This window comes from Burkholderia sp. EMB26, from assembly GCF_024730645.1.
Classification (GTDB): domain Bacteria; phylum Pseudomonadota; class Gammaproteobacteria; order Burkholderiales; family Burkholderiaceae; genus Burkholderia; species Burkholderia cenocepacia.
Map to the genome: position 1 here is coordinate 67,770 of NZ_CP078071.1, position 25,324 is coordinate 93,093.

At 69.3% G+C, this 25,324-nt stretch carries 23 protein-coding genes; 8 read left to right on the plus strand and 15 right to left on the minus strand.

All coding sequences use genetic code 11. From position 1 onward, the window contains the following. Window positions 1-102 precede the first annotated feature (102 nt). Complete coding sequence (locus KU887_RS17085) at window positions 103-2,403, plus strand: Orn/Lys/Arg decarboxylase N-terminal domain-containing protein (RefSeq protein ID WP_006495918.1); 2,301 nt, start codon at window positions 103-105, stop codon at window positions 2,401-2,403. A 61-nt stretch (window positions 2,404-2,464) separates the two neighbouring features. Further along, complete coding sequence (gene potE, locus KU887_RS17090; protein WP_006488914.1) at window positions 2,465-3,850, plus strand: putrescine-ornithine antiporter; 1,386 nt, start codon at window positions 2,465-2,467, stop codon at window positions 3,848-3,850. 19 nt (window positions 3,851-3,869) lie between these two features. Here potE and KU887_RS17095 read toward each other — a convergent pair whose 3' ends face one another. After that, window positions 3,870-4,778 (minus strand): LysR family transcriptional regulator, encoded by a 909-nt coding sequence (locus KU887_RS17095; protein ID WP_060263525.1) that lies wholly within the window; start codon window positions 4,776-4,778, stop codon window positions 3,870-3,872. A gap of 198 nt (window positions 4,779-4,976) precedes the next feature. Here KU887_RS17095 and KU887_RS17100 point away from each other — a divergent pair, with 198 nt between their 5' ends. After that, a complete protein-coding gene (locus KU887_RS17100; protein WP_258256858.1) occupies window positions 4,977-5,561 on the plus strand; it encodes a putative glycolipid-binding domain-containing protein in 585 nt (194 codons plus the stop codon). 4 nt (window positions 5,562-5,565) lie between these two features. Here the strand turns inward: KU887_RS17100 and KU887_RS17105 are convergent, their stop codons facing one another. Further along, window positions 5,566-6,558 (minus strand): sulfonate ABC transporter substrate-binding protein, encoded by a 993-nt coding sequence (locus KU887_RS17105; RefSeq protein WP_058902926.1) that lies wholly within the window; start codon window positions 6,556-6,558, stop codon window positions 5,566-5,568. Between the two features lie 213 nt (window positions 6,559-6,771). Beyond that, window positions 6,772-7,179 carry a DUF427 domain-containing protein gene (locus KU887_RS17110; protein ID WP_006486183.1) on the minus strand — a complete coding sequence of 136 codons (408 nt, stop codon included), beginning with the start codon at window positions 7,177-7,179 and terminating at the stop codon, window positions 6,772-6,774. 375 nt (window positions 7,180-7,554) lie between these two features. Between KU887_RS17110 and KU887_RS17115 the strand changes: the two genes are divergently transcribed. Next, window positions 7,555-9,216 (plus strand): ABC transporter substrate-binding protein, encoded by a 1,662-nt coding sequence (locus KU887_RS17115; RefSeq protein WP_006486177.1) that lies wholly within the window; start codon window positions 7,555-7,557, stop codon window positions 9,214-9,216. A gap of 45 nt (window positions 9,217-9,261) precedes the next feature. On the opposite strand, the gene KU887_RS17120 is transcribed toward KU887_RS17115, so the two are convergent. The 6 genes from KU887_RS17120 to KU887_RS17145 all read right to left on the minus strand — a co-directional run bounded on the left by KU887_RS17120 (window position 9,262) and on the right by KU887_RS17145 (window position 15,122). Beyond that, window positions 9,262-10,209, minus strand: coding sequence for a TauD/TfdA family dioxygenase (locus tag KU887_RS17120; RefSeq protein ID WP_048986941.1), 948 nt, complete (start codon window positions 10,207-10,209; stop codon window positions 9,262-9,264). Between the two features lie 148 nt (window positions 10,210-10,357). Further along, entirely contained in the window at window positions 10,358-11,311 is a 954-nt protein-coding gene (locus tag KU887_RS17125) for a TauD/TfdA family dioxygenase (RefSeq protein WP_006486182.1), read from the minus strand. 149 nt (window positions 11,312-11,460) lie between these two features. After that, window positions 11,461-12,306, minus strand: coding sequence for an ABC transporter ATP-binding protein (locus KU887_RS17130; protein WP_006495911.1), 846 nt, complete (start codon window positions 12,304-12,306; stop codon window positions 11,461-11,463). 40 nt (window positions 12,307-12,346) lie between these two features. Beyond that, window positions 12,347-13,162, minus strand: coding sequence for an ABC transporter permease (locus KU887_RS17135; protein ID WP_258256860.1), 816 nt, complete (start codon window positions 13,160-13,162; stop codon window positions 12,347-12,349). 35 nt (window positions 13,163-13,197) lie between these two features. After that, window positions 13,198-14,040, minus strand: coding sequence for an ABC transporter permease (locus tag KU887_RS17140; protein ID WP_258256861.1), 843 nt, complete (start codon window positions 14,038-14,040; stop codon window positions 13,198-13,200). Between the two features lie 14 nt (window positions 14,041-14,054). Further along, the gene (locus KU887_RS17145) at window positions 14,055-15,122 is read right to left on the minus strand and encodes an ABC transporter substrate-binding protein (RefSeq protein WP_258256863.1); all 1,068 of its coding nucleotides are present in this window, start codon (window positions 15,120-15,122) and stop codon (window positions 14,055-14,057) included. A gap of 217 nt (window positions 15,123-15,339) precedes the next feature. Here KU887_RS17145 and KU887_RS17150 point away from each other — a divergent pair, with 217 nt between their 5' ends. Next, window positions 15,340-15,714: a DUF2591 domain-containing protein gene (locus KU887_RS17150; protein ID WP_258256864.1), complete on the plus strand. Its 375-nt coding sequence runs from the start codon at window positions 15,340-15,342 to the stop codon at window positions 15,712-15,714. Between the two features lie 22 nt (window positions 15,715-15,736). On the opposite strand, the gene KU887_RS17155 is transcribed toward KU887_RS17150, so the two are convergent. After that, window positions 15,737-16,723, minus strand: a complete 987-nt coding sequence (locus tag KU887_RS17155) for an ABC transporter substrate-binding protein (protein WP_058902935.1) — start codon at window positions 16,721-16,723, stop codon at window positions 15,737-15,739. A 165-nt stretch (window positions 16,724-16,888) separates the two neighbouring features. Then, window positions 16,889-17,767 carry a LysR family transcriptional regulator gene (locus KU887_RS17160; protein ID WP_258256866.1) on the minus strand — a complete coding sequence of 293 codons (879 nt, stop codon included), beginning with the start codon at window positions 17,765-17,767 and terminating at the stop codon, window positions 16,889-16,891. 100 nt (window positions 17,768-17,867) lie between these two features. Here KU887_RS17160 and KU887_RS17165 point away from each other — a divergent pair, with 100 nt between their 5' ends. Further along, window positions 17,868-19,439 carry an MFS transporter gene (locus KU887_RS17165; RefSeq protein WP_258256868.1) on the plus strand — a complete coding sequence of 524 codons (1,572 nt, stop codon included), beginning with the start codon at window positions 17,868-17,870 and terminating at the stop codon, window positions 19,437-19,439. A 234-nt stretch (window positions 19,440-19,673) separates the two neighbouring features. Here the strand turns inward: KU887_RS17165 and KU887_RS17170 are convergent, their stop codons facing one another. The 3 genes from KU887_RS17170 to KU887_RS17180 all read right to left on the minus strand — a co-directional run bounded on the left by KU887_RS17170 (window position 19,674) and on the right by KU887_RS17180 (window position 23,222). Beyond that, window positions 19,674-20,858 carry a LysR family transcriptional regulator gene (locus KU887_RS17170; RefSeq protein WP_258256870.1) on the minus strand — a complete coding sequence of 395 codons (1,185 nt, stop codon included), beginning with the start codon at window positions 20,856-20,858 and terminating at the stop codon, window positions 19,674-19,676. A 61-nt stretch (window positions 20,859-20,919) separates the two neighbouring features. Beyond that, the gene (locus KU887_RS17175) at window positions 20,920-21,648 is read right to left on the minus strand and encodes an aspartate/glutamate racemase family protein (RefSeq protein WP_006488622.1); all 729 of its coding nucleotides are present in this window, start codon (window positions 21,646-21,648) and stop codon (window positions 20,920-20,922) included. A 23-nt stretch (window positions 21,649-21,671) separates the two neighbouring features. Next, entirely contained in the window at window positions 21,672-23,222 is a 1,551-nt protein-coding gene (locus KU887_RS17180; protein ID WP_309138180.1) for an NCS1 family nucleobase:cation symporter-1, read from the minus strand. A gap of 230 nt (window positions 23,223-23,452) precedes the next feature. On the opposite strand from KU887_RS17180, the gene KU887_RS17185 reads away from it, so the two are divergent. After that, window positions 23,453-23,716: a hypothetical protein gene (locus KU887_RS17185; protein WP_049017396.1), complete on the plus strand. Its 264-nt coding sequence runs from the start codon at window positions 23,453-23,455 to the stop codon at window positions 23,714-23,716. 194 nt (window positions 23,717-23,910) lie between these two features. Continuing rightward, entirely contained in the window at window positions 23,911-24,462 is a 552-nt protein-coding gene (locus tag KU887_RS17190; protein WP_006495208.1) for a DUF3005 domain-containing protein, read from the plus strand. Between the two features lie 63 nt (window positions 24,463-24,525). Here KU887_RS17190 and KU887_RS17195 read toward each other — a convergent pair whose 3' ends face one another. Beyond that, window positions 24,526-25,287: a DUF4397 domain-containing protein gene (locus tag KU887_RS17195; protein ID WP_006491053.1), complete on the minus strand. Its 762-nt coding sequence runs from the start codon at window positions 25,285-25,287 to the stop codon at window positions 24,526-24,528. Window positions 25,288-25,324 lie beyond the last annotated feature (37 nt).

Consider the following 25,324-nt stretch of genomic DNA (forward strand, 5'->3'; position numbering starts at 1 on the left):
CCGGAATGGCGAGCGTCTCATGCCGCTGCCCGTGGCCTGCTGTCCGCGTGCTCGTGAGACGAACAATACCAATCGAAGCAACGCAACAGCGAGGGCAACATCATGAATACTTCTGTCGGCGGCATCCGCCGTCTCGGCATGCGTGCGCTACTGGTCGACGACGAGATCGCGCAGGAAACCGCGACCGGGCGTGCGGTCCGCACGCTGAGCGCGGAGCTCGCGCAACGCGGTATCGACGTGCTGACGGCGACGTCCGCCGACGATGCCATCGTGCTGCTCCGCTCCGATCCGTCGATCCAGTGCGTGCTGCTCGACTGGGATCTCGGCGTGGACGGCCACGGGCCGTCCGAGGCCGTGGTCGACGCGATCCGGCATCGCAACGGCAGCGTGCCGATCTTCCTGCTGGCCGACCGCAGCGTCGCGTCGTCGGTACCGGCCGCGGTGATGGGCAAGGTCGACGATTTCGTGTGGCTGCTCGAGGATACGGCCGACTTCATCGGCGGGCGCATTCACGCGGCGATCGAACGCTATCGCTCGACCGTTCTGCCGCCGATGTTCGGCGCGCTCGCGAAGTTCTCGCGCGTGTACGAATACTCGTGGCATACGCCCGGCCACACGGGCGGCACCGGCTTCCTGAAATCGCCGGTCGGCCGCGCGTTCTTCGAATATTTCGGCGAATCGCTGTTCCGCTCGGACCTGTCGATCTCGGTGGGCGAGCTCGGCTCGCTGCTCGACCACTCGGGCCCGATCGGCGAAAGCGAACGCTACGCGGCGCGCGTGTTCGGCGCGCATCGCACGTATCACGTGACGAACGGCTCGTCGACGTCGAACCGCATCATCCTGATGGCGAGCGTGAGCCGCGACCAGATCGCGCTGTGCGACCGCAATTGCCACAAGTCGGCCGAACACGCGATGACGATGTCGGGCGCGATCCCGACGTACCTCGTGCCGACGCGCAACCGCTACGGGATCATCGGACCGATCGCCTCGGAGCGCCTCACGCAGACGGCGATCCGCGAGGCGATCGCATCGAACCCGCTCGCGGCCGGGCTGGCCGATCGCCAGCCGAAGCACGCGATCGTCACGAACTCGACGTACGACGGCCTCTGCTACAACGTGACGCGCGTCGAGGAGCTGCTCGGCGCGAGCGTCGACCGGCTGCACTTCGACGAGGCGTGGTACGGCTACGCGCGTTTCAACCCGATCTATCGCGACCGCCATGCGATGCACGGCGACCCGCGCGACCATCATGCGGACCGGCCGACGGTGTTCGCGACGCAGTCGACGCACAAGCTGCTGACCGCGCTGTCGCAGGCGTCCTACATCCACGTGCGCGACGGCCGCAGCCCGATTCCGCATGGCCAGTTCAACGAAACGTTCATGATGCATGCGTCGACGTCGCCGAACTACGCGATCATCGCGTCGAACGACGTCGCGGCCGCGATGATGGACGGCCCCGGCGGCGCCGCGCTGACGCGCGAGTCGATCGAAGAGGCCGTCGCGTTCCGGCAGATGATCGCGCGGATGAACGGCGAATTCGGCGCGAAGGGCGACTGGTTCTTCGAATGCTGGCAGCCCGACACCGTGCTCGAGGCGCGCACGGGCCGCACGCTGCCGTTCCACGATGCGCCGCCCGAACTGCTCGCGAGCGATCCGGCGTGCTGGGTGCTGCGCCCGGGCGCGCAATGGCATGGCTTCGGCAACATCGAGGACGGCTATTGCATGCTCGACCCGATCAAGGTGTCGATCGTCACGCCGGGCGTCGCGCCGGCCGGCGGCCTGATGCCGGTCGGCATCCCGGCGAGCGTCGTCACCGCGTATCTCGATGCGCGCGGCATCGTGGTCGAGAAGACGACCGATTTCACGATCCTGTTCCTGTTCTCGATCGGCATCACGAAGGGCAAGTGGGGTTCGCTCGTCAGCGCGCTGTGCGATTTCAAGCGCGACTACGACGCGAACCTGCCGCTCGACCTGGCGATTCCGTCGCTCGCGAAGGAGCATGGCTCGCGCTATGCGGGCATGGGGCTGAAGGACCTGGCCGACACGATGTTCGCGGCGATGGAGCAGCTCGGCACGACGCGGCTGATGTCGGAGGCGTTCTCGATCCTGCCGAAGCCGGAGATGAGCCCGGTGCGCGCGTACGAGCATCTCGTGCAGGGTCGCATCGAGCAGGTGACGCTCGACGAGCTGGCCGGGCGTACCGTGGCCACCGGCGTCGTGCCGTATCCGCCGGGCATTCCGCTCCTGATGCCGGGCGAGAACGCGGGGCCGGCTGGCGGTCCGGTGCTCGGCTACCTGAAGGCGCTCGAAGCGTACGACCGGCGGTTCCCGGGGTTCGCGCACGACACGCATGGCGTGGAGGTCGAGGACGGTACGTACCGCGTGTACTGCCTGACGGCCTGACGCCCGACCGGGCGAACGAGCGACCGGCCGCGCGGCGGCCTCACATCGAAGGATCGACACCATGGAAAATGCAGCACGCGTGTCCGGCGCGGCCCCGGCGGCCGCGCAGAAACACCGGATGAACGTCTGGCAGCTCACCATTCTCACGGCGGTCAACATGATGGGCTCCGGCATCATCCTGCTGCCGTCGAAGCTCGCGCAGGTCGGCACGATCTCGCTGCTGTCGTGGATCGTCACGGCCGGCGGCTCGCTCGCGCTGGCCTATGCGTTCGCGCGCTGCGGGATGCTGAGCCGCAAGCCGGGCGGGATGGGCGGCTACGCGGAGTACGCGTTCGGCAAGGCCGGCAACTACATGGCGAACTATACGTACGGGCTGTCGCTCGTGATCGCCAACGTCGCGATCGGCGTCACGGCGGTCGGCTACGGCACCGTGCTGTTCGACGCGACGCTGTCGCCGCTGCAGACGGGCCTGTGGACGATCTTCCTGCTCGTGCTGACGACGGTCGCGAATTTCGGCGGCTCGCGCATCACCGGCCGGATCGGCGCGGTGACCGTGTGGGGCGTGATCATTCCGGTGGTCGTCGTGTCGCTGATCGGCTGGTTCTGGTTCAGCGGCGCGACCTGGGGCGCCGCGTGGAATCCGCACGACATGCCGTTCGGGGCGGCCGTCGGCAGCTCGATCGCGGTGACGCTGTGGGCGTTCCTCGGGCTCGAATCGGCGTGCGCGAACTCGGACGCCGTGGAGAATCCGGAGCGCAACGTGCCGATCGCCGTGCTCGGCGGCACGATCGCGTCGGCGATCTTCTACATCGTGTCGACCAACGTGATCGCGGGGATCGTGCCCAACGCGATCCTCGCGAAGTCGAACGCGCCGTTCGGCATCGCATTCGCGACGATGTTCACGCCGACCGTCGGCACGATCGTCACCGCGCTGATGGTGATCGCGTGCATCGGCTCGCTGCTCGGCTGGCAGTTTACGGTCGCGCAGGTGTTCAAGAGCTCGGCGGACGTCGGCTACTTCCTGCCGGTGTTCGCACGTGCCACGCGCACGGGCACGCCGATCGTGGGCATGGTGATCCTGCTGGTCGCACAGGTCGCGCTCGCGCTGATGACGATCAGCCCGGAGCTGAGCAGCCAGTTCCAGAAGATCGTCGATCTCGCGGTCGTCACGAACCTCGTACCTTACGTGATGTCGATGGCCGCGCTGATCACGATCCAGAAGGTCGCGAAGGTACCGCCGGGCAAGGCGCTCGTGACGAACGTGGTCGCGATGGTCGCGACCGCGTACAGCTTCTATGCGCTGTTCAGTTCGGGCGAGCAGGCGCTGATGCTCGGCGGCCTGTGCGTGTTCCTCGGCTGGACGCTGTTCGGCTTCGTCAGCGCGCGCTTTTACCAGATGGAAGTCGATGCGCACGTGAAGGAGCCGGGGAAGTCGCTGCAGGCGTGATGGCGGCGCAGGGCGGCGACTACCGGCGATGCTTCGTCAGCAGCAGCGGAACTTCCTTCTTCAGCAGGTCGACGACGGCGCGCACGCGTGGCGGCAGCGGGCGCTGCGCGTGCACCAGCGCATTGAGCGCGAAGTCGGGAACGTCGTAATACGGCAGGAGGCGGACGAGCCGGCCATGCGCGAGCGCATCGGTGCAAGCCGGGTGCTGGACCACGCCGATGCCGCCGCCCGCCGTGATCGTATCGAACATCGGGCGCCAGTGGCTGGCGGTCATGACGGTGCGGATGCGCGCGTATTCGACTGCGCCGCCGTCGCGCTGCAGCGGTACCTGTTCGTTCGCGAACACGCCTTTCACGCGGATGAACGGATGGTTCGCGAGATCGGCCTTCGTGTCGATCGGGCCGTGCTGGCGGAGATACGACGGCGCGGCGACGAGCACGCGGCCCACCGCGCCGAGCGCGTACGCGACGAACCCGCCGTCGCCGAGCTGGCCGACCCGGATCGAAATGTCGACGCCCTCGGTGACCGGATCGACGATATCGTCGTTCAGCACGAGGTCGATGTGCAGCTTCGGGTACGCGGTGCGGATCTGCATCAGCACGCCCGGCAGCACGACCTCGCCGAAACATTGCGGCGCCGCGAGCCGGATCGTGCCGTCGAGCGCATGCTCCGTCTTCGATACCGACGCAACGGCCAGTTCGGCCGCTTCGAGCAGCGCCTTGCTGCGTTCGTAGAAAATTCGGCCTTCCTCCGTGCACGCGAGGGTGCGGGCACTGCGCATCAGCAGTCGCGTGCCGAGGTGCTTTTCGAGCTTCTCGATGCGCTCGCTGACGGCCGGTTGGCCCATGTCGAGATCCCGCGCCGCGCCGGACATCGTGCCGCGCTCCACGACCCTCACGTAGATGCGCATCGTCGCCAACAAATCCATGAAGTCGCGCCTCGTGTCTTCCGGTTCGATTTTTACCGATCGACGGATGGTACCAAAGCGGCGAAGGGGCGACGGAGTGTGTCGGGCCGATACTGACTATCGGCCGGTGCGCCCGTGGCACCGCCGAAGCCGCGTGCGTTCATCCGCACGGTGAGCGAAAATCGGCCTTCTTCCGCGCGACACGACAGGAGGCCCGACATGACGCAACTGAATGACGCCCGACGCACGCACTGCGTCGCATGGCAGATCGTGCAGACGTGGCAGGCGGCCGAATGGTGCCGGCTCGACGAGTCGAAAACGGGCATCGCGCTGTCGGGGGCGGTGACGGGCGCGCTCGACGGCACGCCGTTCCGGATCGACTACGCGATCGCATGCGGCGCCGACTGGCTCACCCGTTCGGCGCGCGTGACGCGGTGGACCGGCACGGCGCCGCCACGGCAATGGGACATCGCTTGCGATGCCGGGCAGTGGACGATCGACGGCGTCGAGGCGCCGATGCTTGCGGGCGCAACCGACATCGATCTCGGCTTCAGTCCGTCGACCAATACGCTGCCGATCCGGCGGCTGGCGCTCGCCGTCGGCGAGTCGGCCGAGATTCGCACCGCGTGGCTGCGTTTCCCCGGTTTCGACATCGTACGCGGCGAGCAGCGCTATGCGCGCACGGCGCCGCACGTGTATCGCTACGAGAGCGGCACGTATGCGGCCGATATCGGAACCGACGACGCGGGCCTCGTCACCGACTACGACGAATGGCGGCGCATCGGCGCGACGCCTGCATCGTGACGCGTCAGCGTGCGCTTGCCACCGACAGCTTGCCCGGGATCAGCTTCAGCGTGCTGAACGCGTCGGCAATGTTCTGCTGGTACGCGACCGTCGCGTCCGTGATCGGCTGCACGCCGTAGCCGGCGCGCTTGAGCGCGACTTCGAGCGTCGGTGCGTCGAGGCCGACGAGCGGCGACAGTTGCGCGGCCACCTCGGGCACGTGATCGCGTGCCCAGCGATCGACCGCGTCGACTTCGTCGAGCAGCGCGCGCAGCACCTGCGGATGCGCGGCCGCGTACTTGCGCGCCGCGAGGTAGTACTGCGTGTTGCGCACGAGAGCGTCGCCGTTCGCGACCACGCGCGCGCCGAGCTGCCGTTCGGCGGCGGCCAGATACGGATCCCAGATCACCCACGCATCGACGCTGCGCTGCACGAACGCGGCGCGCGCGTCGGCCGGCGTCAGGTAGATCGGCTGGATGTCGGCGTACGCGAGGCCCGCATGCTCGAGCGCCTTCACCAGCAGGTAGTGGACGTTCGAGCCCTTGTTGAACGCGACCTTCTTGCCGCGCAGTTGCGCGACGGTGCGGATCGGCGAATCGGGCAGCACGACGATCGCCTCGCCCTGCGGCGCGGGCGGCTCGTTGCCGATGTAGACGAAATCGACGCCGGCGGCCTGCGCGAAGATCGGCGGGGTTTCGCCGACCGTGCCGACGTCGATCGCGCCGGCGTTCAGCCCTTCGAGCAGTTGCGGGCCGGCCGGGAATTCGAGCCATTGCACGGTGACGCCCTGGTTCGCGAGACGCTTCTCGAGCGTGCCGCGTGCCTTGAGCACGACGAAGTTGCCGTATTTCTGGAAGCCGATGCGCAGCCGCGTGCCGCTGGCCTCGGCCCGCACGGGCACGGCCGCGAGCGGGCCGAGCGCGAGCCCGGCCAGCCCGGCGGCCGCGCCGTGCAGCCACTGGCGGCGGCGCGGGTTCGCCGGGTTCGTTTCAAGGTCTGCGTGCGGGGTGTCGTTCATCGGAATGTCCTGCGTGCGGGTTCACGGACCGCGCGCGGGGGCGGCGCGGCCGGCGCAGGACCGGGCCGGATGCGGGCGACGCACGCAACGGGCCGGCCCGCGCCGGATTCAGGACGATACGGCCGCGCGGGCCCGCGGCCAACCAACGAATGCTGATATGCAAATCAGCGGGCGCACGATACCGGCCCGCGGTGGAGCCGGGCGCGACCGTTTTCACTCGCTGACGAGCAGGCGTTCCTCGATCGAATCGACGCGATCCGGGTAGAACGCGAGGTGCCCGCGAATCGATTCGACGGCCGGATTCGGATGCTCGTACGTCCACACGGCATTGATCGAGCGTTCGCCGCCGGCGGGGATCGAGTAGTACGCGCAATCGCCCTTGTACGGGCAGTACGTCGCGTGGTCGGTACGTTGCAGCAGCGACATGTCGGCATCCTCGCGCGGAATGTACAGCACCGCCGGATAGCTGGCCTCGCGCAGCACCAGCGCGTGGCGCGTATCGGCGACGACCTTGTCGGCCACCTTCACGATCACGCGGGACGAGTGCGGTTCGATCAGGATCGGATGATCGGGGCCCGGCGATTTCACCGGACGAGAGGGCGTATCGGGGCTGAGCGGCATCGTGGTTCCTCCAGAAAGGGCGGCGCGCACGGACGCGCCGTGCCGGCACGTGCGCACGGGGCGGATTCCCGCGCGCGGGTGTCGGCGTCGGCCAACCGATACGATGCACCCATTCCGGAGAACCTGCAGGGGGCCGGAAGGCCATGCGGTGGCGCGCGAACGGTCGCGACGGTTTCGACGGTTTCGTCGCGCGTGCCCGGGCGGCCCGCGGTGTTCGGCACGGATGCGCCGCTCGCATGGACTTTTCGATGCAGCGGCAGCGGGATGCATCGGCGACGATAAGCAACGCGGAATTAATTGGTAAGCGATCGGCGGGAGGCGCGCGAAGATCGGCGGTCGTCATTCGCATGACAGCCCTTGCTTCCATCCGCCACCATGAAGAATCCTTTCGTTTCGTCAGCCGCGCGCCGTACGCGCGGCGTACCGCATGCCGGCGCCGTGCTTCGCGGCGTCGCCGCGTCGTTGCTGCTGGCCGGCGCCGCGACGCACGCGCTCGCCGCACCCGCCGGCAAGACGCTCGTGTACTGCTCCGAAGGCAGCCCGGCCGGCTTCGATCCCGGCCAGCACACGACGAGCACCGATTTCGATGCGAGCACGTACACGATCTACAACGGGCTCGTGCAGTTCAAGCGCGGCACGCTCGACCTCGTGCCGTCGCTGGCGACGAGCTGGGACGTGTCGCCCGACCAGCGCACGATCACGTTTCATCTGCGGCGCGGCGTGAAGTTCCAGACCACCGCGTGGTTCACGCCGACGCGACCGTTCCAGGCCGACGACGTCGTGTTCACGTTCCGCCGGATGCTCGACCCGGACGATCCGTTCCGCAAGGCCTATCCGGTCAGCTTCCCGTATTTCAGCGATCTCGGCTTCGACCGCAACATCGAGCGCATCGAGAAGGTCGACGACTATACGGTGCGCTTCGTGCTGAAGTCGCCCGACGTCGTGTTCGTGCGCAATCTCGCGATGGCGTTCGCGTCGGTGCTGTCGGCCGAATATGCGGGGCAGCTCGCCGCGCGCCATCGCGAGTCCGACATCAACCAGTTCCCGGTCGGCACGGGGCCGTTCCTGCTGCGCACGTACCAGAAGGATGCGCTGATCCGCTACGACGCGAATCCCGACTACTGGAAACCGGACGACGTGAAGCTCGCGCGCCTCGTGTTCGCGATCACGCCCGATCCCGCCGCGCGCTTGCAGAAGCTCGTGGCCGGCGAATGCCAGGTGTCGGTGTTTCCACGGCCGGCCGATCTCGAGACGGTGCGGCGCGACCCGAGGCTGACGCTGTTTTCGGGGACGGGCTTCAACGTCGGGTTCGTCGCGTACAACACGCAGCATCCGCCGCTCGATCGCGTCGACGTGCGGCGCGCGCTCGACATCGCGATCGACAAGACGGCGATCATCAAGACCGTGTTCAACGGCGACGCGACGGTCGCGACGAACCCGATGCCGCCCGCGCAATGGTCGTACAACCCGCGCCTGAAGGACGCGCCGCGCGATCCGGGCGCCGCGAAGGCGCTGCTCGCGCAGGCCGGCTTTCCGAACGGCTTCGACCTGACGCTGTGGGCGATGCCCGTGCAGCGCCCGTACAACCCGAATGCGCAACTGATGGCGCAACTGATCCAGCAGGACTGGGCGAAGATCGGCGTGCGCGCGAAGATCGTCAGCTACGAATGGGGCGAGTACAACCGCCGCGCGAAGCACGACGGTCAGCACGACGCGATCCTGTACGGCTGGTCGGGCGACAACGGCGACCCCGACAACTGGCTCGGCACGCTGCTCGGCTGCGACGCGGTGCACGGCAGCAATCTCGCGAAGTGGTGCAACAAGGACTTCGAGCAGCTCGTGACGGCGGCGCGTTCGAACGCGGATGTCGCGAAACGCACGGCGCTGTACGAGCAGGCGCAGGTGGTGTTCAAGGACCAGGTGCCGTTCACGCCGATCGCGACGTCGATCGTGTCGCTGCCGATCTCCAAGCGCGTACACGGGCTGACGTTCTCGCCGCTCGGCGGGCACCGGTTCGACGGCGTGTGGCTCGATTGACGGAAGTGGGGGCCGGCGCGTTCGTACGCGCCGGCGTTCGCCGCGTCAGTTGAGTGCGACGGCGGCCGCGGCCTCGACCGGCGTGCCTTCGAGTGCGACCGACGGCCGGCCGTCGGGGCCGACCGGCACGTCGCCGATCAGTGTCGTGCGATACAGCTGGCGATCGAAGTCGAGATCGAAGATGTCGACGGGCGCGAGATGGGCGGTCGCACGGTTGTCCCAGAACGCGATGCTGCGCGGCTCCCATTTGAAGCGGATCGTGAATTCCGGCCGCGTCACGTGCTCCCACAGCAGTTCGAGCAGCGCCTGGCTCTCGCGCGGCGTCAGCCCGACGATCGATTTCAGGAAGCTCGGGCTCACGTACAGCGCGCGTTCGCCGGTTTCCGGATGCACGCGCACGAGCGGATGCTCGGTCACGAGCGGGCGGCGCTCGACGGCGTCGTCGAATGCGCCGGTCGCGCGCGCGCCGGGCGGCGGCGTGAAGCGATGGATGCCGCGCAGGGTATCGACGAAGCCGCGCAGCGGCGCGGACAGCGTTTCGTACGCGCGCACGAGGTTGGTCCAGTGCGTGTCGCCGCCGTACGGCGGGATCGTCACGCCGCGCAGGATCGACGCCCACGGCGGGTTCACGGCGGCCGTCACGTCGGTGTGCCAGCCGGTCCAGGGCCGGCGCACCGGTTCGCCTTCGAAACGCGTCGCCTTGCGATGCTTCGCGATCGAATAGACGGCCGGATGGCCGTCGACGTGCCCGAACACCGGGTGGCCGACCGTCGGCTCGCCAAATTGCGCGGAGAACGCGACATGCTGCTCGTGCGTGAGGAATTGTTCGCGGAAGAAGATGACGCGCCACTTCAGCAGCGCGGCGCGGATCGCCGCGATCTGCGGCGTGGTCAACGGTTGCGTGAGGTCGACGCCGCGGATTTCCGCGCCGATATGGGCGGACAGCGGGATCACGTCGACCGGCTGGGCGGCGGGTTCGAGTAGGGCGCTCATGCGACGCTCCTGGCGGTTGTGAACGGGAGAGACGGACGACATCGTTGCGCGTGCAGGCGTCGGTCAGGTGGCGTGCGGTTCATCGCGGGTGTCCTCCAGGGAAATGGCGCGGCGGCGCGGGAAAGGGCGCCGCCGCGGGACGTGGACGTTATTGCAGCGTGGCGCCCGGCCCCTTCAGCAGGACGCTCCGGCGTCCGTCGATGCCGACCGGCACGTCGCCGTGAACGGTCGCGCGGCGCACGACGCGGCGCGCATCGCCGTAGTCGTTGATCGCGTAGTGCTGGGTCGCGCGGTTGTCCCAGATCGCGACGTCGCCTTCCCGCCAGTTCCAGCGCACGGTGTTTTCGAGGCGCGTCACGTGCTCGTGGAACACCTGCAGCAGATGCGCGGAATCCTGCGCCGACAGCCCCTTGAGCCGCTGCACGAAGTGGCCGAGCACGAGCGTGCGCTCGCCGGTTTCCGGATGCACGCGCACGACCGGGTGCTCGGTTTCGTAGACGGTCGACGTGAACACTTCGCGGTAGCGCTTCAGTTGCGCATCGTCGGCATGCACGTGCGTCGACGCATAGTCGTACGCGTTCGTATGCAGCGCCCACAGCGTGTCGGCGAGCGCACGCAGCGGGTCGGGCAGATGCGCGTACGCGGCGGCCGTGTTGGCCCAGACGGTATCGCCGCCGAATGGCGGAATCACGACCGCGCGCAGGATCGAGATCTTCGGGTACGCGTCGACGAAGGTCACGTCGGTGTGCCACGAATTGGCGCGTGCGCCGTGCGCGGAATCGAGTTCGAGCAGGGCCGCGCTGCCGTCGACGGACGGCACGGTCGGGTGCGCGACCGTGTCGCCGAAGCGGCGGGCGAATGCTTCCTGTGCGGTGTCGTCGAGATGGTGCTGGCCACGGAAGAACAGCACCTTGTGGCGCAGCAGCGCGGCCTGGATCGCGTCGAACGTCGCATCGTCGAGCGTGGCCGACAGCCGCACGTCGGCGATTTCGGCGCCGATCCGGCCGGCGACCTGGCGAAGCTGGAGCGGGACGGCGGCCGGGCGCGGTGCGGCATGCGAAGCGGGCGAAAACGACGGAGCGGCGTGCTGGACTTCGGACATCGGGAGTCTCCTGGAGTCGGGGTCGGTCGAATCTCCATTCAAGCAGGGACCGCGCGGAACCGGAACCGATGAATCGTCACAACCTTAGCGTGCGCGCTGCGATGAACGATATGTGTCGTCCTGCTGAACAAGGCGCGCGCGTCGCGTCGCTACCACGCGAGCCTCCATTCGCCGATCCGGTGCGGGCGCGCCGCGTCGATGCGGGTGCCGCCCGACGCGTCGTCGCCCGGCGGCTCGCCGTCGTCGAAATCGGCGAGCACGGTGTCGCGCAAGCGCGCGAATTCCAATGAATCGCGCCGGCGCGGGCGCGGCAGCGCGACGTTGACGATGCGCGCGATGCGGCCCGGACGCGGCGCCATCGTGACGACGCGGTCGCCGAGATAGACCGCTTCGTCGACGTCGTGCGTGACCAGCATCATCGTGATGCGTTCCTGTTCCCAGATGCGCAGCAGTTCGTTCTGCATCTTCGCGCGCGTCTGCGCGTCGAGCGCGCCGAACGGCTCGTCGAGCAGCAGCACGCGCGGCCGGTTCACGAGGCCGCGCGCGATCGCGACGCGCTGCGCCATCCCGCCCGACAACTGGTTCGGAAACGCGTGCTCGAAGCCGTTCAGCCCGACGAGCGCGATGTGTTCCGCGACCGCGCGCCGTTTCGCGGCCGGGTCCAGCGGTGCGTTGCGCAGTGCGGCGCCGATGTTCTGTTCGACGGTCAGCCACGGGAACAGCCGGTGATCCTGGAACACGATGCCGCGCTGCAGCGACGTGTCGCGCACGCGTTCGTCGCCGGCACGGATTTCGCCCGTGTAATCGGTATCGAGTCCGGCGACGAGCCGCAGCAGCGTCGACTTGCCGCAGCCGCTGGCGCCGACGATCGTGACGAATTCGCCGGCGCGCACGTGCAGCGAGACGTCGTCGAGCACGGCGAGCGTCGTGCCGCGCTGCGTGTAGTGCTTGCTGACATGGAGGATGTCGAGCGAATCGGAGGCGAGGGTCGTCATGGCGGTCCGGGGAAGAGGGCGACAGGAAGAAAAAGGACGCTCAACGGGGCAGGTCGTCGCGCCGGGCCAGCACCTTGCGTTCGATTGCGCGGGCGGTCGCGTTCAGCGCCCAGCCGGTCACGCCGACGACGATGATCCCGAACAGCACGAGATCCATCCGGAACTGCTCGCTGCCGTCGATCAGCGTGTTGCCGATCCCGCTGCCGGCGACGAGCAGGTACTCGGCGCCGAGCGTCGCGAGCCACGAATAGATCAGGCCGAGATACAGGCCGGTGAAGATCGACGGCAGCGCGGCCGGCAGGATCACGTGGCGGATCAGCTGGAGCCGCGAGTAGCGCAGTGCGCGAGCGACATCGACATACGCGCGCGGCACTGCGTGAATGCCGTCGCAGGTATGGGCGGCGACGGGCAGCAGCGCGGCGAGCGACAGGAACACGACCTTCGCGACGTCGCCGAGCCCGAACCACACCGAAATCAGCGGAATCCACGCGAACAGCGAGATCTGCTTGAACGTGTCGAAGCTCGGGCCGACCATTCGCGCGGCGATGCGCGACAGCCCGAGCGCGGCGCCGAGCAACAGCCCGCCCGTCGCGCCGATCGCGAACCCGCACGCCTCGCGCGCGAGCGATGCCGACAATGCACGGCCGAGCGCGCCGCTCGCGGCCTGCGCCCACGCGGTGTGCAGCACGTCGGCGGGACCGACGAGCAGGCCGCTTTTCACGAGATGGGCGGAAGCGACGGCCCACCAGCACGCCAATGCGGCGAGCGGCAGGACGAAGCCGCGCCAGTCGGGTGCATGCAGGCGGCGGGCGGGCGTGGCGGGCGGTGTCGTTGACGGCGTGGCGGCGTGGGGCACGGGCGACTCTCCTTCGATTGGGCGGGCGGACCGGTTCAACCGCGAAACGCGGACGGCACGCCGCGGCGCAGGCGCGCTTCGAGTGCGTCGAGCGCCCGGTTGATCAGCAGGCCGACCGCGCCGACCACGACCACGGCCGCCATCACGAGATCGAGCTGGAACAGTTGCCGCCCGTACACGATCAGGTAGCCGAGCCCTTCGGACGACGCGACGAGTTCGACCACGACGAGCGCGAGCCACGATTTCGTGAACGCGAGCCGCACGCCGGTCGCGAGCGTCGGAATCGCGGCCGGCAGCACGACGTGGAGGATGCGTTGCCGGCGCGTGTAGCCGAACCCGCGCGCGACTTCGTCGAGCGCGGGCGGCGTCTGGCGAAACCCCTGCAACGTGCTCAGCGTGACGGGGACGAGCGCCGCATGCGCGATCAGCAGGTATTTCAGCGGTTCGCCGACGCCGACGAGCAGCAGCAGGAACGGCAGCCAGCCGAGCACCGGAATCTGCACGAGCGCGTTGAAGCTCGGCAGCACGTAGGCTTCCAGCGTGCGCGACAGTCCGAGCGCGACGCCGATCGACACGCCGAGCAGCGTGCCGGCCGCGAAGCCGACGAGCACGCGCTGCAGGCTGATCAGCGTGTGGCGCGCGAGATCGCCGCTCGATGCGAGGTCGGCCAGCGTGTCGACCACGCGTTCGGGCGGCGGCAGGATCTGCGGCGCGATCCAGCCGCGCGCGCTGCCGACGCTCCATAGCGCGAACAGCAGCGCGGGCAGCGCCCACGGTGCGAGCTGCCACGCGAGTCGTCGCAGCGCCGCCGCGCGGCGCGGCGGCACGGCGAGCGCGGGCGATTCGGACGACGGGACGGGAAACGCGGTGTCGCTCATCGGGGCGGTCCGGGTCAGGAGAGGGGCTTGCCGGCCGCGTCGTAACGTTGCCAGTAGTGTTCGAGCTTCAGCGTGCGCAAGGCATTGTCGAGATATTTCGGCTCGAACCAGCCGTCGACGTCGACCGGCTGGCGGATCAGCTTCAGGTTCAGCGCATCCTGCGCGACGGCCTTGTAGCGCGCGATGACGAACGGGTCGATCAGCGGGGACAGGCGGTCCTTCAGGCGCTGGTTCGCGTAGTCGTCCTGCCACGACGAATACGGCACGCCGCTTTTTGCCCACAGCTTGAACAGCGCATCGCGGTGCGCCTCGTCGGACGACCATTGCGCACCCTTCACGAACACGGTGACGACGCGCTGCACGATGTCCGGATGCGCGCGGTCGAAATCGTCGAGCACGAGCAGGTGGGTCTGGCGCGTCAGCTGCGGGCCGTCGTTCTGCGATTCGTAGATGATCTTCGCGAGGCCCGCATCGCGCAACTTGTATAGCGCGTAGTCGCCCACCGACGCGTCGATGCCTTTCGACGCGAGCGCGGCGAGCGAACTGGCGGCGTCGAGGTTGATCACGCGCAGGTCACGTTCGCCGAGGCCGTTCTTCGCGAGCGCGTTGTCGGCGACGAGCTGCAGGTTGGTGCCGCGGAAGATCGACACGCGGCGGTCCTTCAGGTCCTTGATCGAGCGGATCGTCGAGTCGGGCGGCACCGCGATCTTGATGCTCGAGCGCACGCTCGCGGCGAGCAGCAGGCGCGTCTTGATCCCGTTCGAGCGCGCGAGCACGGCGGGCAGGTCGCCCTGGTACGCGAAGTCGAGCGCCTTGTTGGCGATCGCCTCGTTGACGGCCGGGCCCGCGCCCTTGAAGAACAGCCATTGCACCTTGATGCCGTCGGCGGCGAATTCCTTCTCGACGAGCTGTTGCAACTGCACGGTGGCGGCGCTCGATCCGCCGAAGGTGGGGGGATCGCCGGCGCCTTGCTGGGCGACGCCGATACGCAGGGTGGTGGGCTTGTCGGCGTGCGCGGCGGCGGCCGGCAATGCAACGAGGGACGCGATCAGCAGCGATCGCAGCAGGCGCAGTGGAAGCATGGAATCGATCGGTCAGGAGTACGTTTTGGGCGGAGGTGCCGGGGGCGGTCCGTCGAAGCATTCTCGATGACGTGCCTGGGGCCGACAAGAAACGATTTGAACTATGCTTATCGCGGCGCGACAGCGGACGAAACCCTGTCGCGCATGGGAGCAGTCCTTGCGGCTGTGCGGACAACGGCTACGATGTCGTTCAACACAACGTCATACGGAGGCGGTCATGCAAGTGCAGGACCTGACAGGCGCGCCGCTCGATTACTGGGTAGCGACGGCGGAAGACCTCGTCGCCCCCCGCGTCGACACGTCGCATTGCACGGTGATCCGCGAACCGGGCGGCGTCCCGACACCGTTCGCGCCGTCATCGTCCTGGGCGGACGGCGGTCCGATCGTCGAGCGGCTGCCGTTTGCCGGGTTCGAGCGCGACGGCGGGCGAGGTGCGTGGCGTGCCGTGCTGCACCGCGCGGTGCCGGCCGCGGGCGAGCGCTGCACGTTCAACCAGTCGGGGCCGACACTGCTGATCGCCGCAATGCGCACGCTCGTCGCGTCGACGTTCGGCGACGACGTGCCGGATCTCGATATGGCGCGGCCGCGCTGAGCGCATCCTCGCGCCGCATCGCTCACGCGGACACCTGCCGGATGGCGATCGATGCAACGTCGACACGGCGCGGCAGGATCGCGTCCGCCGCCGCGCGATCGGCGACGCGCTGCAACACGTCGATGTCGGCGCCGCTGAGGCTGCGCTGCGCGAGCGCGGCCCGGCGCGCGATGTCGGTGGCCGCATCGGGCGGCAGGCGCGTGAGCGACGCATAGACGCTCGCGTAGTCGGCCGGGTGCGCGAGCGCCCACTGGCCCGCGCGGGCGAGCCGCGCGAGCACGTCCGCAAGCGCCGCGCGCTTGCCGCGATCGTCGAGTGTCTCGACCGGCGACGTCAGGAACGCGAGCCCCGAATTGATGCCGCTGCCGTCGCGGACGATGCGCGCGCCGCGGCGCACCGCATGCCCGTAGTACGGATCGAACGTGGCCCAGATGCCGATCCGCTTCGCCTCGAACGCGGCGAACGCGTCGACCGGCAGCACGAAGCGCACGTCGACGTCGCGTGGCGCGAGCCCGTGTTCGCGCAGCGCGCCATACAGCTGGTATTGCGAGATGCTGCCGCGCGCCGACGATACGACCACGGTTTGCCCTTTCAGGTCGGCCACGGCGCGAACCGGCGAGTCGGGCTGCACGACGATGCCGAGCGACGCCGGCGAACCGACGCGCGTCGCGACGATCCGCAACGACGGATCGCCGAGCGCGGCCGTCAGGACCGGCAGGTCGCCGGCCGGCGCGAGATCGATCGCGCCCGCGCGCTGCGCTTCGAACAGCGGCGCGGCGCCCTGGAAGTTGGCCCAGCGGAACCGGTACGGCGTGCCGTCGAGCACACGCGCCGCTTCGGCGAGCGCGCGCAGGCCGCCGGCCTGGTCGCCGAGGACGAGCGTGACGCCCGACAGATCGGCGCCGGCCGCGCGGGCGGGCAGGGCAAGGCCGCCCGCGAGCGGCGCGGCGGCGAGGGCGGCAAGGCGCTGCAGCGCGCGGCGGCGCGCTGGGGCGGAAGCGTGGGGCATCGGCGGTGTGTCCTCGGTGATCCGCGCGCGGGCCGCGCGGCTGCCGGGCAGGTTACGGAATCGGTTTCCGGCCGACAAACATCGAATCGTGAAATGCATATTCGCGCGGCGGGCGCCGGTGCGGCCGGCGTCGACCCGGACGCCCGGGACGCTTGCGCGGGCGCTTTACGCGGCCGGCGGCATCGTGCGCAGGAATGCCCGCACCGCAGGCGCCTTTTCGAACCGCCGGTGCGCGAGCGCGAGTTCCGACATGATCGGCTTGCCGGCGATCGGCAGGTACACGACGCCCGGCAGCGACACGCAACCGGCGAGCGCGTCGGGAATCACCGCGACCCAGCCGTTCACCGACACGCACGCGAGCACCGCGAGCAGGCCGCCCGGCCGCGCGGCGACGACCGGCGCGAAGCGGCCGCGGCGCGCGACTTCGAGCGTGCCGAGCGCCTGTTCGGGCACCGCGAAGCGCGCGTCGGCGAGGTCCGCCGCGCGCACGGCGGCCATCGCCGCGTAGCGCGAATCGGCGGGCACGGCCGCGACGAACACGTCGCGCTGCAGCGTGACGATCCGCAGGCCGCCGGGCAGCGCGAGCGGCGGGCGCACGTACGCGAGGTCGAGCCGGCCGGCGTCGAGCTGGTTCGCGACGTCGTCCATCGGCACTTCGCGCAGGTTCAGCTCGATGCGCGGGTGAGCGGTGCGAAATGCGCCGACGGTGCGCTGCAGCGTGCCCGAATACACGGCCGACGACACATAGCCGATCTCGATCCGGCCGAGTTCGCCGCGTTCGGCCAGCGCGGCGAGTTCGCGGCCGCGTTGCAGATGCTCGACCGCGGCGCGCGCTTCCGCGAGATAGGCCTCGCCGGCGGCGCTCAGCGTGACCGCCCGGCGCGACCGGTGAAACAGCCGCACGCCGAGCACCCGCTCGGCTTCCTGGATCTGCCGCGTGAGCGCGGGCGGCGCCATGTCGAGCGCCTCCGCCGCGCGCGCGAAATGCAGATGTTGCGCGACGCTCAGGAACGCCCGCACGTGACGGAATTCGAGCCGGTCCATGGTTGCAATTTTCGTCAATAAAACAGCATTGAAATGTCAATGACAGGCAATACGGGACAAGCCTAGCATACGGCTCGCTCATCCTGTTCCGGAGTGCCGGATGTCCCAGTCTTCACCGGCGTCGCGCACGAGCGCGGCTGCCGTCCCGCGCACGGGCACCCGCCTGCCTGCCGCCGCGACGCTCGCCGTCGCATCCGCGACCTGCTCGCTGATCGTGCTCGACACCAACGTGGTGGCCGTCTCGCTGCCGAGCATCGCGCGCAGCTTTCACGCGAGCTTCGCCGATATCGAATGGGTCGTGAGCGCGTACATGACCGCGTTCGCCGCGTGTCTGCTGCCGGCCGGCGGGCTCGCCGACCGCTTCGGACGCAAGCGGATGCTCTTCACGGGGCTCGCGCTGTTCCTTGTCGCGTCGCTCGGCTGCGGCATCGCGCCGTCGGCCGGCTGGCTGATCGCCGCGCGTGCGGTGAAGGGCGGCGGCGCCGCGCTGCTGCTGACCGCGGCGCTCGCGGTGATCGCGAACCGTTTCCCGGACGGCCGCGAACGGGCCCGTGCGTGGGCGATCTGGGGCATGTGCATGGGAATCGCGACGGCCATCGCGCCGCTCGTCGGCGGCGCGATCACGCAATGGATCGGGTGGCGCTGGGTGTTCCTGCTGAACCTGCCCGTCTGCCTGCTGCTGGCGGCCGGTGCGCGCGTCGCGATCGACGAATCGAACGATCCGCATGCGAAGCGCGTGGATGCGGCCGGCAGCCTGCTGTTCGGCGCGGCGCTCGCCTGCGCGATCGCGGCGCTGATCGGTGCGCCGTCGCACGGCTGGCTGTCGGGCGCGACGCTTGGCCGGCTCGCGCTCGCGGCCGCGCTGCTGGCGGCGTTCGTCGGCGCGGAGCGCTGGCAAGCGCGGCCGATGATCGATCTCGCGCTGTTTGGCCAGCCGCGCTTCGTCGGCGCCGTGCTCGCGATGTTCGGTTACGCGGCGTGCGCGCAGGTGATGATGACGTTCCTGCCGCTGTACCTGCAAAACGCGTTCGGGATGTCGGCGATCGACGCGGGGCTCGGGATGCTGCCGTTCGCGTTCGCGATGATCGCCGGTCCGTCGCTCGGCGCGGCGCTGGCCGCGCGCGTGTCGTCCGGCGGCGTGCTGGCGGGCGGGCTCGCGCTGATCGGCGCCGGCAACCTCGCGACCGCGGCGCTGACGGCGAGTGGCGACTACCGGCTCGTCGCGCTCGGCATGTTCGTGACGGGGTGCGGCGCGGGCATCATGAACGGCGACACGCAGAAGGCGATCATGGCGTGCGTGCCGCCGCATCGCACCGGCATGGCGTCGGGCATCAGCACGACGACGCGCTTCTCGGCGATCGTCACGGCCGTCGGCGTGCTCGGCGCGGTGCTGGCGGCGAGCACGCATGCGCGGCTCGACCGCCTGCTGTCCGCGACGCCTGGCCTGCGCGTATTCGCCGATGAGTCGTTCATGTCGAGCCTGCTGGCCGGCGATCTGGCGCAGGCGCTCGGCCGCGTGCCGCCGGCCGCTGCCGGCACCTTCGCGCGGGCGGCGCCCGTCGCGTTCGCGAGCGGGTTCGCCGATGCGCTCACGGTGAGCGGCGTGCTGGCGCTGGTTGCGGCCGTCGTTGCATACAAGTTGCTGACGCAACCGATGCGCGAAGACGCGTGATGTGAAACGATGTGAAGCATGCGCAACATTGCGCACGATCCTGCTGTTTGTCGACGTTCGGGGCGATCGTGTCGCTGCCGGTGATTCGATCGAGCGGCCACCGGCGTTCGCGATGCGACGTCCACCGACACGGGTTCGACGCGTCATCCCGACGATTCGGCACGGCGCGGGTAAACAGGACCGGTCTGACATGCGGCGGCCGAGCGGATCATTCCGGCCCGGGTGCGGTGCCGGTCAGTGCGACTTCGTCGCGGTGCGGTGGATGCGTGCCGCGTGCGCGACGCGCGCCGGATGCGACGCATGACAATGCGGGGCCGGTCTGCGGCGCGTGCGCCGGGTGGGTTCGGGCGGCTCGGCGGCGGCCGGCGCGGTTTTCGCGGTGTCCGCATCGGGCCCGGAAGCGGATACGGCGGCGACCGCCGCGACCGCCGGCAGCCTCGCCTCGGCGTCGAGCCATGCGCGCGTCGCCTCGGCGATCAGCCCGCGCAGCCAGCGAACGCCTTCCGCGCACGGCCCCGATTCGTTCCACGTCATCCGGTACACGATATCCGGCGGCTCGGCCGGCAGCGCGACCGCGGCGAGCGGCAGCAGCTTCGCGTAGTGCCGCGCGAGCCGGTACGTGGTGGTGAGGATCAGGTCGGCGCGCACCAGTGCGTGCGCGGCCAGTTCGAAGTGCGGCAGCGTGACGACGATGCGCCGCTGCAGGCCCACGCGTTCGAGCTGCCGGTCGATCGCGCCCGACGCTTCGAGCCACGACGGCGTCGGGCACAGCTGCGGCGCCGCCGCGAACCCGGCGGCCGTCATCGCGCCGCATCGCGCGAGCGGATGCGTCGCGCGCATCAGGCACACGACGCGGTCGTCGAACAGGTCGTCCTGCCGGAAGCGCGACTGGCGTGCGGGCCGGTTGTCGATCACGACGTCGAGTTCGCCGTCCGCCAGCGCGCGTTCGTCGTCGAACCCGTCGCCGAGCGGATGAAACACCAGTTGCGCGTTCGGCGCGCGCTCGCGAAACAGCGCGACGAGTTTCGGCACGAACAGCACGTTCAGGTAGTCGGGGCAGCCGATCCGGTAGGTGCGCACCGACGTGCGCGCGTCGAACGTCGGCTGCTGGATGCGGATGAAGTCGATCACGCGCAGCGCGTTGCGCAGCGGCTCGATCAAGCGCGCGCCGAACTCGGTCGGCACCATCCCGTAGCGGCTGCGCACCAGCAGCGGATCGCCGAGCAGCGTGCGCAGGCGCTTGAGCGCGGCGCTCGTCGCCGGCTGCGACATGTTCAGGCGCACGGCCGCGCGCGACACGGTGCGCTCGGTCAGCAGCACGAGCAGGATGCGCATCAGCCGTGCATCGAGCACGTCGAGCGCGCCCGTGGCGTCGGACGCGCTACGGCGCAGCGCGGTCGGGTCTAGCGGGTCCGGCATGCCGATCCGCCTCCCGGCGATACGAGGCGGCCGCACGATGCGGCCACCGGCCGGGGGCCCGTCATTTTGCGAAGGTTCCGGGCCAGCCGACAATCCGCTTCGGGCGCGGCGGCGCATACGTGCGGACCTTCGACGTCTTCAGCTTCAGGCGCACCAGCGACTCGGCGAGCGCGACCGCGGCCGACACGCCATCGACCACCGGCACGCCCGTGCATTCCTCGATCTGCCGGTCGAGGCCGGCCATCCCGCCGCAGCCGAGGCAGATCACTTCCGCGTGATCGTCCTTCACCGCGCGTTGCGCCTGGCCGACGATCGATTCGATCGCGCGAGCCGGGTGCGCCTCGAGTTCGAGCACCGCGAGGCCGCTCGCGCGCACCGACGCGCAGCGCGCATCGAGCCCGGCGAGCTTCAGGCGATCCTCGATCAGCGGCACCGTGCGGTCGAGCGTCGTGACGACCGAGTAGCGATGGCCGAGCAGCATCGCGACGCTCGCGGCCGCTTCGGTGATGTCGACGACGGGCACCGTCAGCAGTTCCTGCAGCCCTTCGCGGCCGTGCTCGCCGTAGCCGGCCTGGATCACCGCGTCGTACGGCTCGTCGTAGCTCAACACGCGATCCATCACGGCGATCGCCGCGAGGTAGCTCTCGAAGTTGCCTTCGATCGACTCCGCGCCGAAGCGCGGCGTCAGCCCGACGATCTCCGTGCCGGGCGACGCGGCGGCCTGCGCCTGCGCGGCGATCGCATCGGTGATCGACTCGGTCGTGTTGACGTTGACTACCAGGATCCTCATTGCTGACTCCGTATGCGTGTGTATCAGTGTTGCGCGCAGGCGACCGCGATGTGCTCGCCCGAACGTTCTTCGTAGTGCCGTGTGCGATCGGCCAGCAGCCAGTACACGCTGCCCGCGATCGCGGCGCCGAGCAGCCACGAGAACGGCGTCATCGCGCTGAAGGCCGGTACGACGGCGAGCGTGATCGAGATCAGCGCGGACGGCACGAGCGCCGCGAGCGCCTTGCGGTTCACGCCGCGCGTGTAGAAGTAGGTGCCGGTCGGCGCTTCGGTGTAGAGATCGGGCACGTTCACGCGCTGCTTGCGCACCAGCCAGTAGTCGACCGTGATGATTCCGTACAGCGGGCCGAGCAGCGCACCGAGGCCGGACAGGAAATAGACGATCACGATCGGGCTGTTGTACAGGTTCCACGGCAGGATCAGCACGGCGATCGTCGCGCTGATCATGCCCGCACGGCGGAACGACAGGCGGTGCGGCGCGAGGCTCGTCAGCACGAAGGCCGGCGCGACGAAGTTCGCCATGATGTTCACGGCCACCGTCACGATCAGGAAGGCGAGGCAGCCGAGCACGAGGAACAGCTTGTTCGGCACCGTCGCGATGATTTCCGTCGGGCTGTGAATGATGTGGCCGTTCAGCTTGAACTGCGCGCCGGCGAGCACGAAGCTGATCGTCGCGAACACGAGGATGTTGACCGGCAGGCCCCAGAAGTTGCCGACGCGCACCGTCTTCGCGCTCGGCGACGAACGGGCGAAGTCGCAGAAGTTGAGCACCAGCGTGCCGTAGATCGCGAGCCACAGCGAGCCGCCCGCGAAGATTTCCGTCCACATTTTCAGGCCGGTCATCGGCTTGCCGATCGACATCGCGAGCTGGCCGCCGGTGCGGCTGAACATCCACGCGGCGAGCGACAGCGTCGTGACGAGGATCACCGGGCCGGCGAGCCCCTCGTACTTGCGGACCATTTCCATCCCGTACGTGAGGATACCGATCTGCACCAGCCAGATCGCGACGAACGTGATCCAGCCGAGCGTCGACAGCCCGAAGATCGCATTCTGGTCGAACGCGGCGAGGCCCGGCCAGATCGCGGTGAGCAGCACGCGCAGCACGACGGATGCGAGATAGGTCTGGATGCCGAACCATGCGATCGCGATCACCGCGCGGATCATCGCGGGCAGCAGCGCGCCGTAGATGCCGAAGCTCATCCGGCTGATCACCGGGAACGGCACGCCGGTCTTCTGGCCCATGTAGCCGGTCAGGTTCATGAAGCAGTACACGAGCACCGCGCCGATCGCGAGCGACGCGAGCATCTGCCAGCCCGACAGGCCGAGCGCGAACAGCCCGATCGCGAACGAGTAGTTCGCGATGTTGTGCACGTCGTTGGTCCACAGCGCAAAGATGCTGTAGCGGCCCCATGTCCGGCCCTCGGCCCGGGTCGGCGCGAGATCGGGGTTGTGCAGCCGCGGGCTCAGCGCGGGATCGCGCGCGGCCGTGTCGGTTCGATGCGATGCGTCGTCCGCGCCGAGCCCGAGGCCCGTGCGGTGGATGGCTTCCAGTTGCACGCCGTTGTCTCCTTCCATGTGCGGGGCGCGACACCGGCTGCGTGGGTACGCAGCGCGGTCGGCCGCCGTGGACGTTATGTCTCGGATTTGTTCGCGAGTATGGGCGGCGGGCCGGACGATGGGAAATTAAATATTCGGCTGGGGGTCATTTGGAAAACGAATGGAACGCGGGCGGCCGCGGCGGCGGGGAACGGCACGCAAATTGCGAGTCAGCGGGTTCCATCCACATCGACATCAGCGGAGGTGTCATGCAGCGATATTCACTTCGTCACGTATCGCGAGCCGTCTTCGCCGGCATCCTGATCGCGGGCCTCGCGGCAGGCGCAGGCTGCCAGAAGAAGGGCGACAACGGCGCGACCAGTTCCGACTCGGGCGCAGCCAGCGGCATGTCGGTCGCGCCGTCCACGGCGCCATCGGGCACGCCGAGCAGCGGGGCGGCCGGCACCCCCGGCGACGCCGGCGCGAGCATGCCGGGCGCGGCCTCCGCGCCGGCCGGCGCGAGCGGCGGCTGACGCGCGCCGGTAGTCGGGCGGGCGGCGCGGCGGCGCGTCGTCCGCCGCGCGGGTGCGGTGCCGGCGCGCACGCGCGCCGGACGGCGTGCGTGCGCGGCCGTGCGCATGAAAGATTTGCAAGGACCGTTGTAGCGATTTCCGGCCCGGCGGCGACGGCGTGACGCCGGCGTCCGCCGGCCGGGCAAGGAGGTGCGATGCAGAACGCGGAATCGAACCCTACCCCGGAAAAGCAGCGGGAACAGATCGAGAAAAGCCCGGTGAAGACACCGGCGGCCGGCGACATGCCCGACGCGGCGACCCAGGCCGCGCAGGTGGCGCGGCGTCCGCTGACGCCGGAAGCGGTCGCCGGGAAGATGCCGACCGGCCTGCCGGCGATCGACGTCGACGCGCATGCGGTCGACAGCGGCGATCCGGTGCGCCGGGCCGCCGGCCGGATCGTCACGCTCGACAACGCGAACATGGCGATGACCGACAACACGGTCGACGTCGACGGCAAGGGCATGGAGGCGCGCACCGGCGCGTCGGAGTTGCAGGACAACGTGATCTATTCGAACGCGTCGCTCGACGAGGCGATCGACACGCCCGACGAAGGGCTCGGCGGGATCGAGAGCCGGCCGTCCGGCAACATGCCGCAGATCGCGACGCGGCCGGGCTGGCGTGTGCGCCATGTCGGCGACGTCGATATCGAGCACGGCGACGGCACACGCGCCGAGCACGTGATCTGTCTCGAACGGTCCGACGACTGATACCGCTGACCGACACGCGGCGGCCGATGCGAGCGCACCGGCCGCCGCGATCGTTTTCGGCCCTTACTGCGGCCCGAGTTCCTGCGCGGACGTATCGGCGTCGTTGCCCTGGGCGACGAGCACGTGAATGTCGTTCGGCGTCACGTCGCCGACCCCGCCCGACGGGATCGTCAGCAGCAGCCAGTCGGCGTTGTTGCCGATGTTGACCGGTGCGGTCTTGAGGATCGGCGACTTGCTGCCGGCCGTCGTGACGACCACCTGGTAGGTGCCGCCGTTCAGGTAGACCGAATCCTGTGTCGTGGCCGGGACGGCGTTCTGGTAGGCCGCGCCCGCCATCGTCGGGCTGACGGTCGTGATGTCGGTGCCCGGCGCGACGACGTACACGTCGACGTTCTGCGCGTTCGGCGATGCGTTGAAGCTGCGCACGCGCGCCTTGTCCGACAGCAGCCCCTTGTCGTACGGGTCGTCGATGACGGAGATCAGCGACGTCGTGCTCGGCAGCGCGATCGTCGTGTAATGGTGACCGTTCGCCGCGCTGAACGATTGAGACGCGACGGTCGAGGTCGTGCCCGACACGTCGTAGCTCGCGGTCTGCGTGCCCGAATCGATGTCGTGATAGCGCGTCACGCCCTTGTAGGCGACACCTGACTGATCGACCTTCGCATTCAGGTAGTAATCGAGGTTCGGGCCGGCCGGCACCGCGTTGATGAAGCGCGCCTGCGGCTTCGAGATGCCGAGTACGGTCCCGGCGTCGTCGCCGCCGCCGCATGCCGTGAGCATGGAAATGACCGAGCACAGGGCCACTATCGTTCGTATTGATTTCATGTCGTCCTCTCGTTCAGGAAACCTGCATTGCGATGCG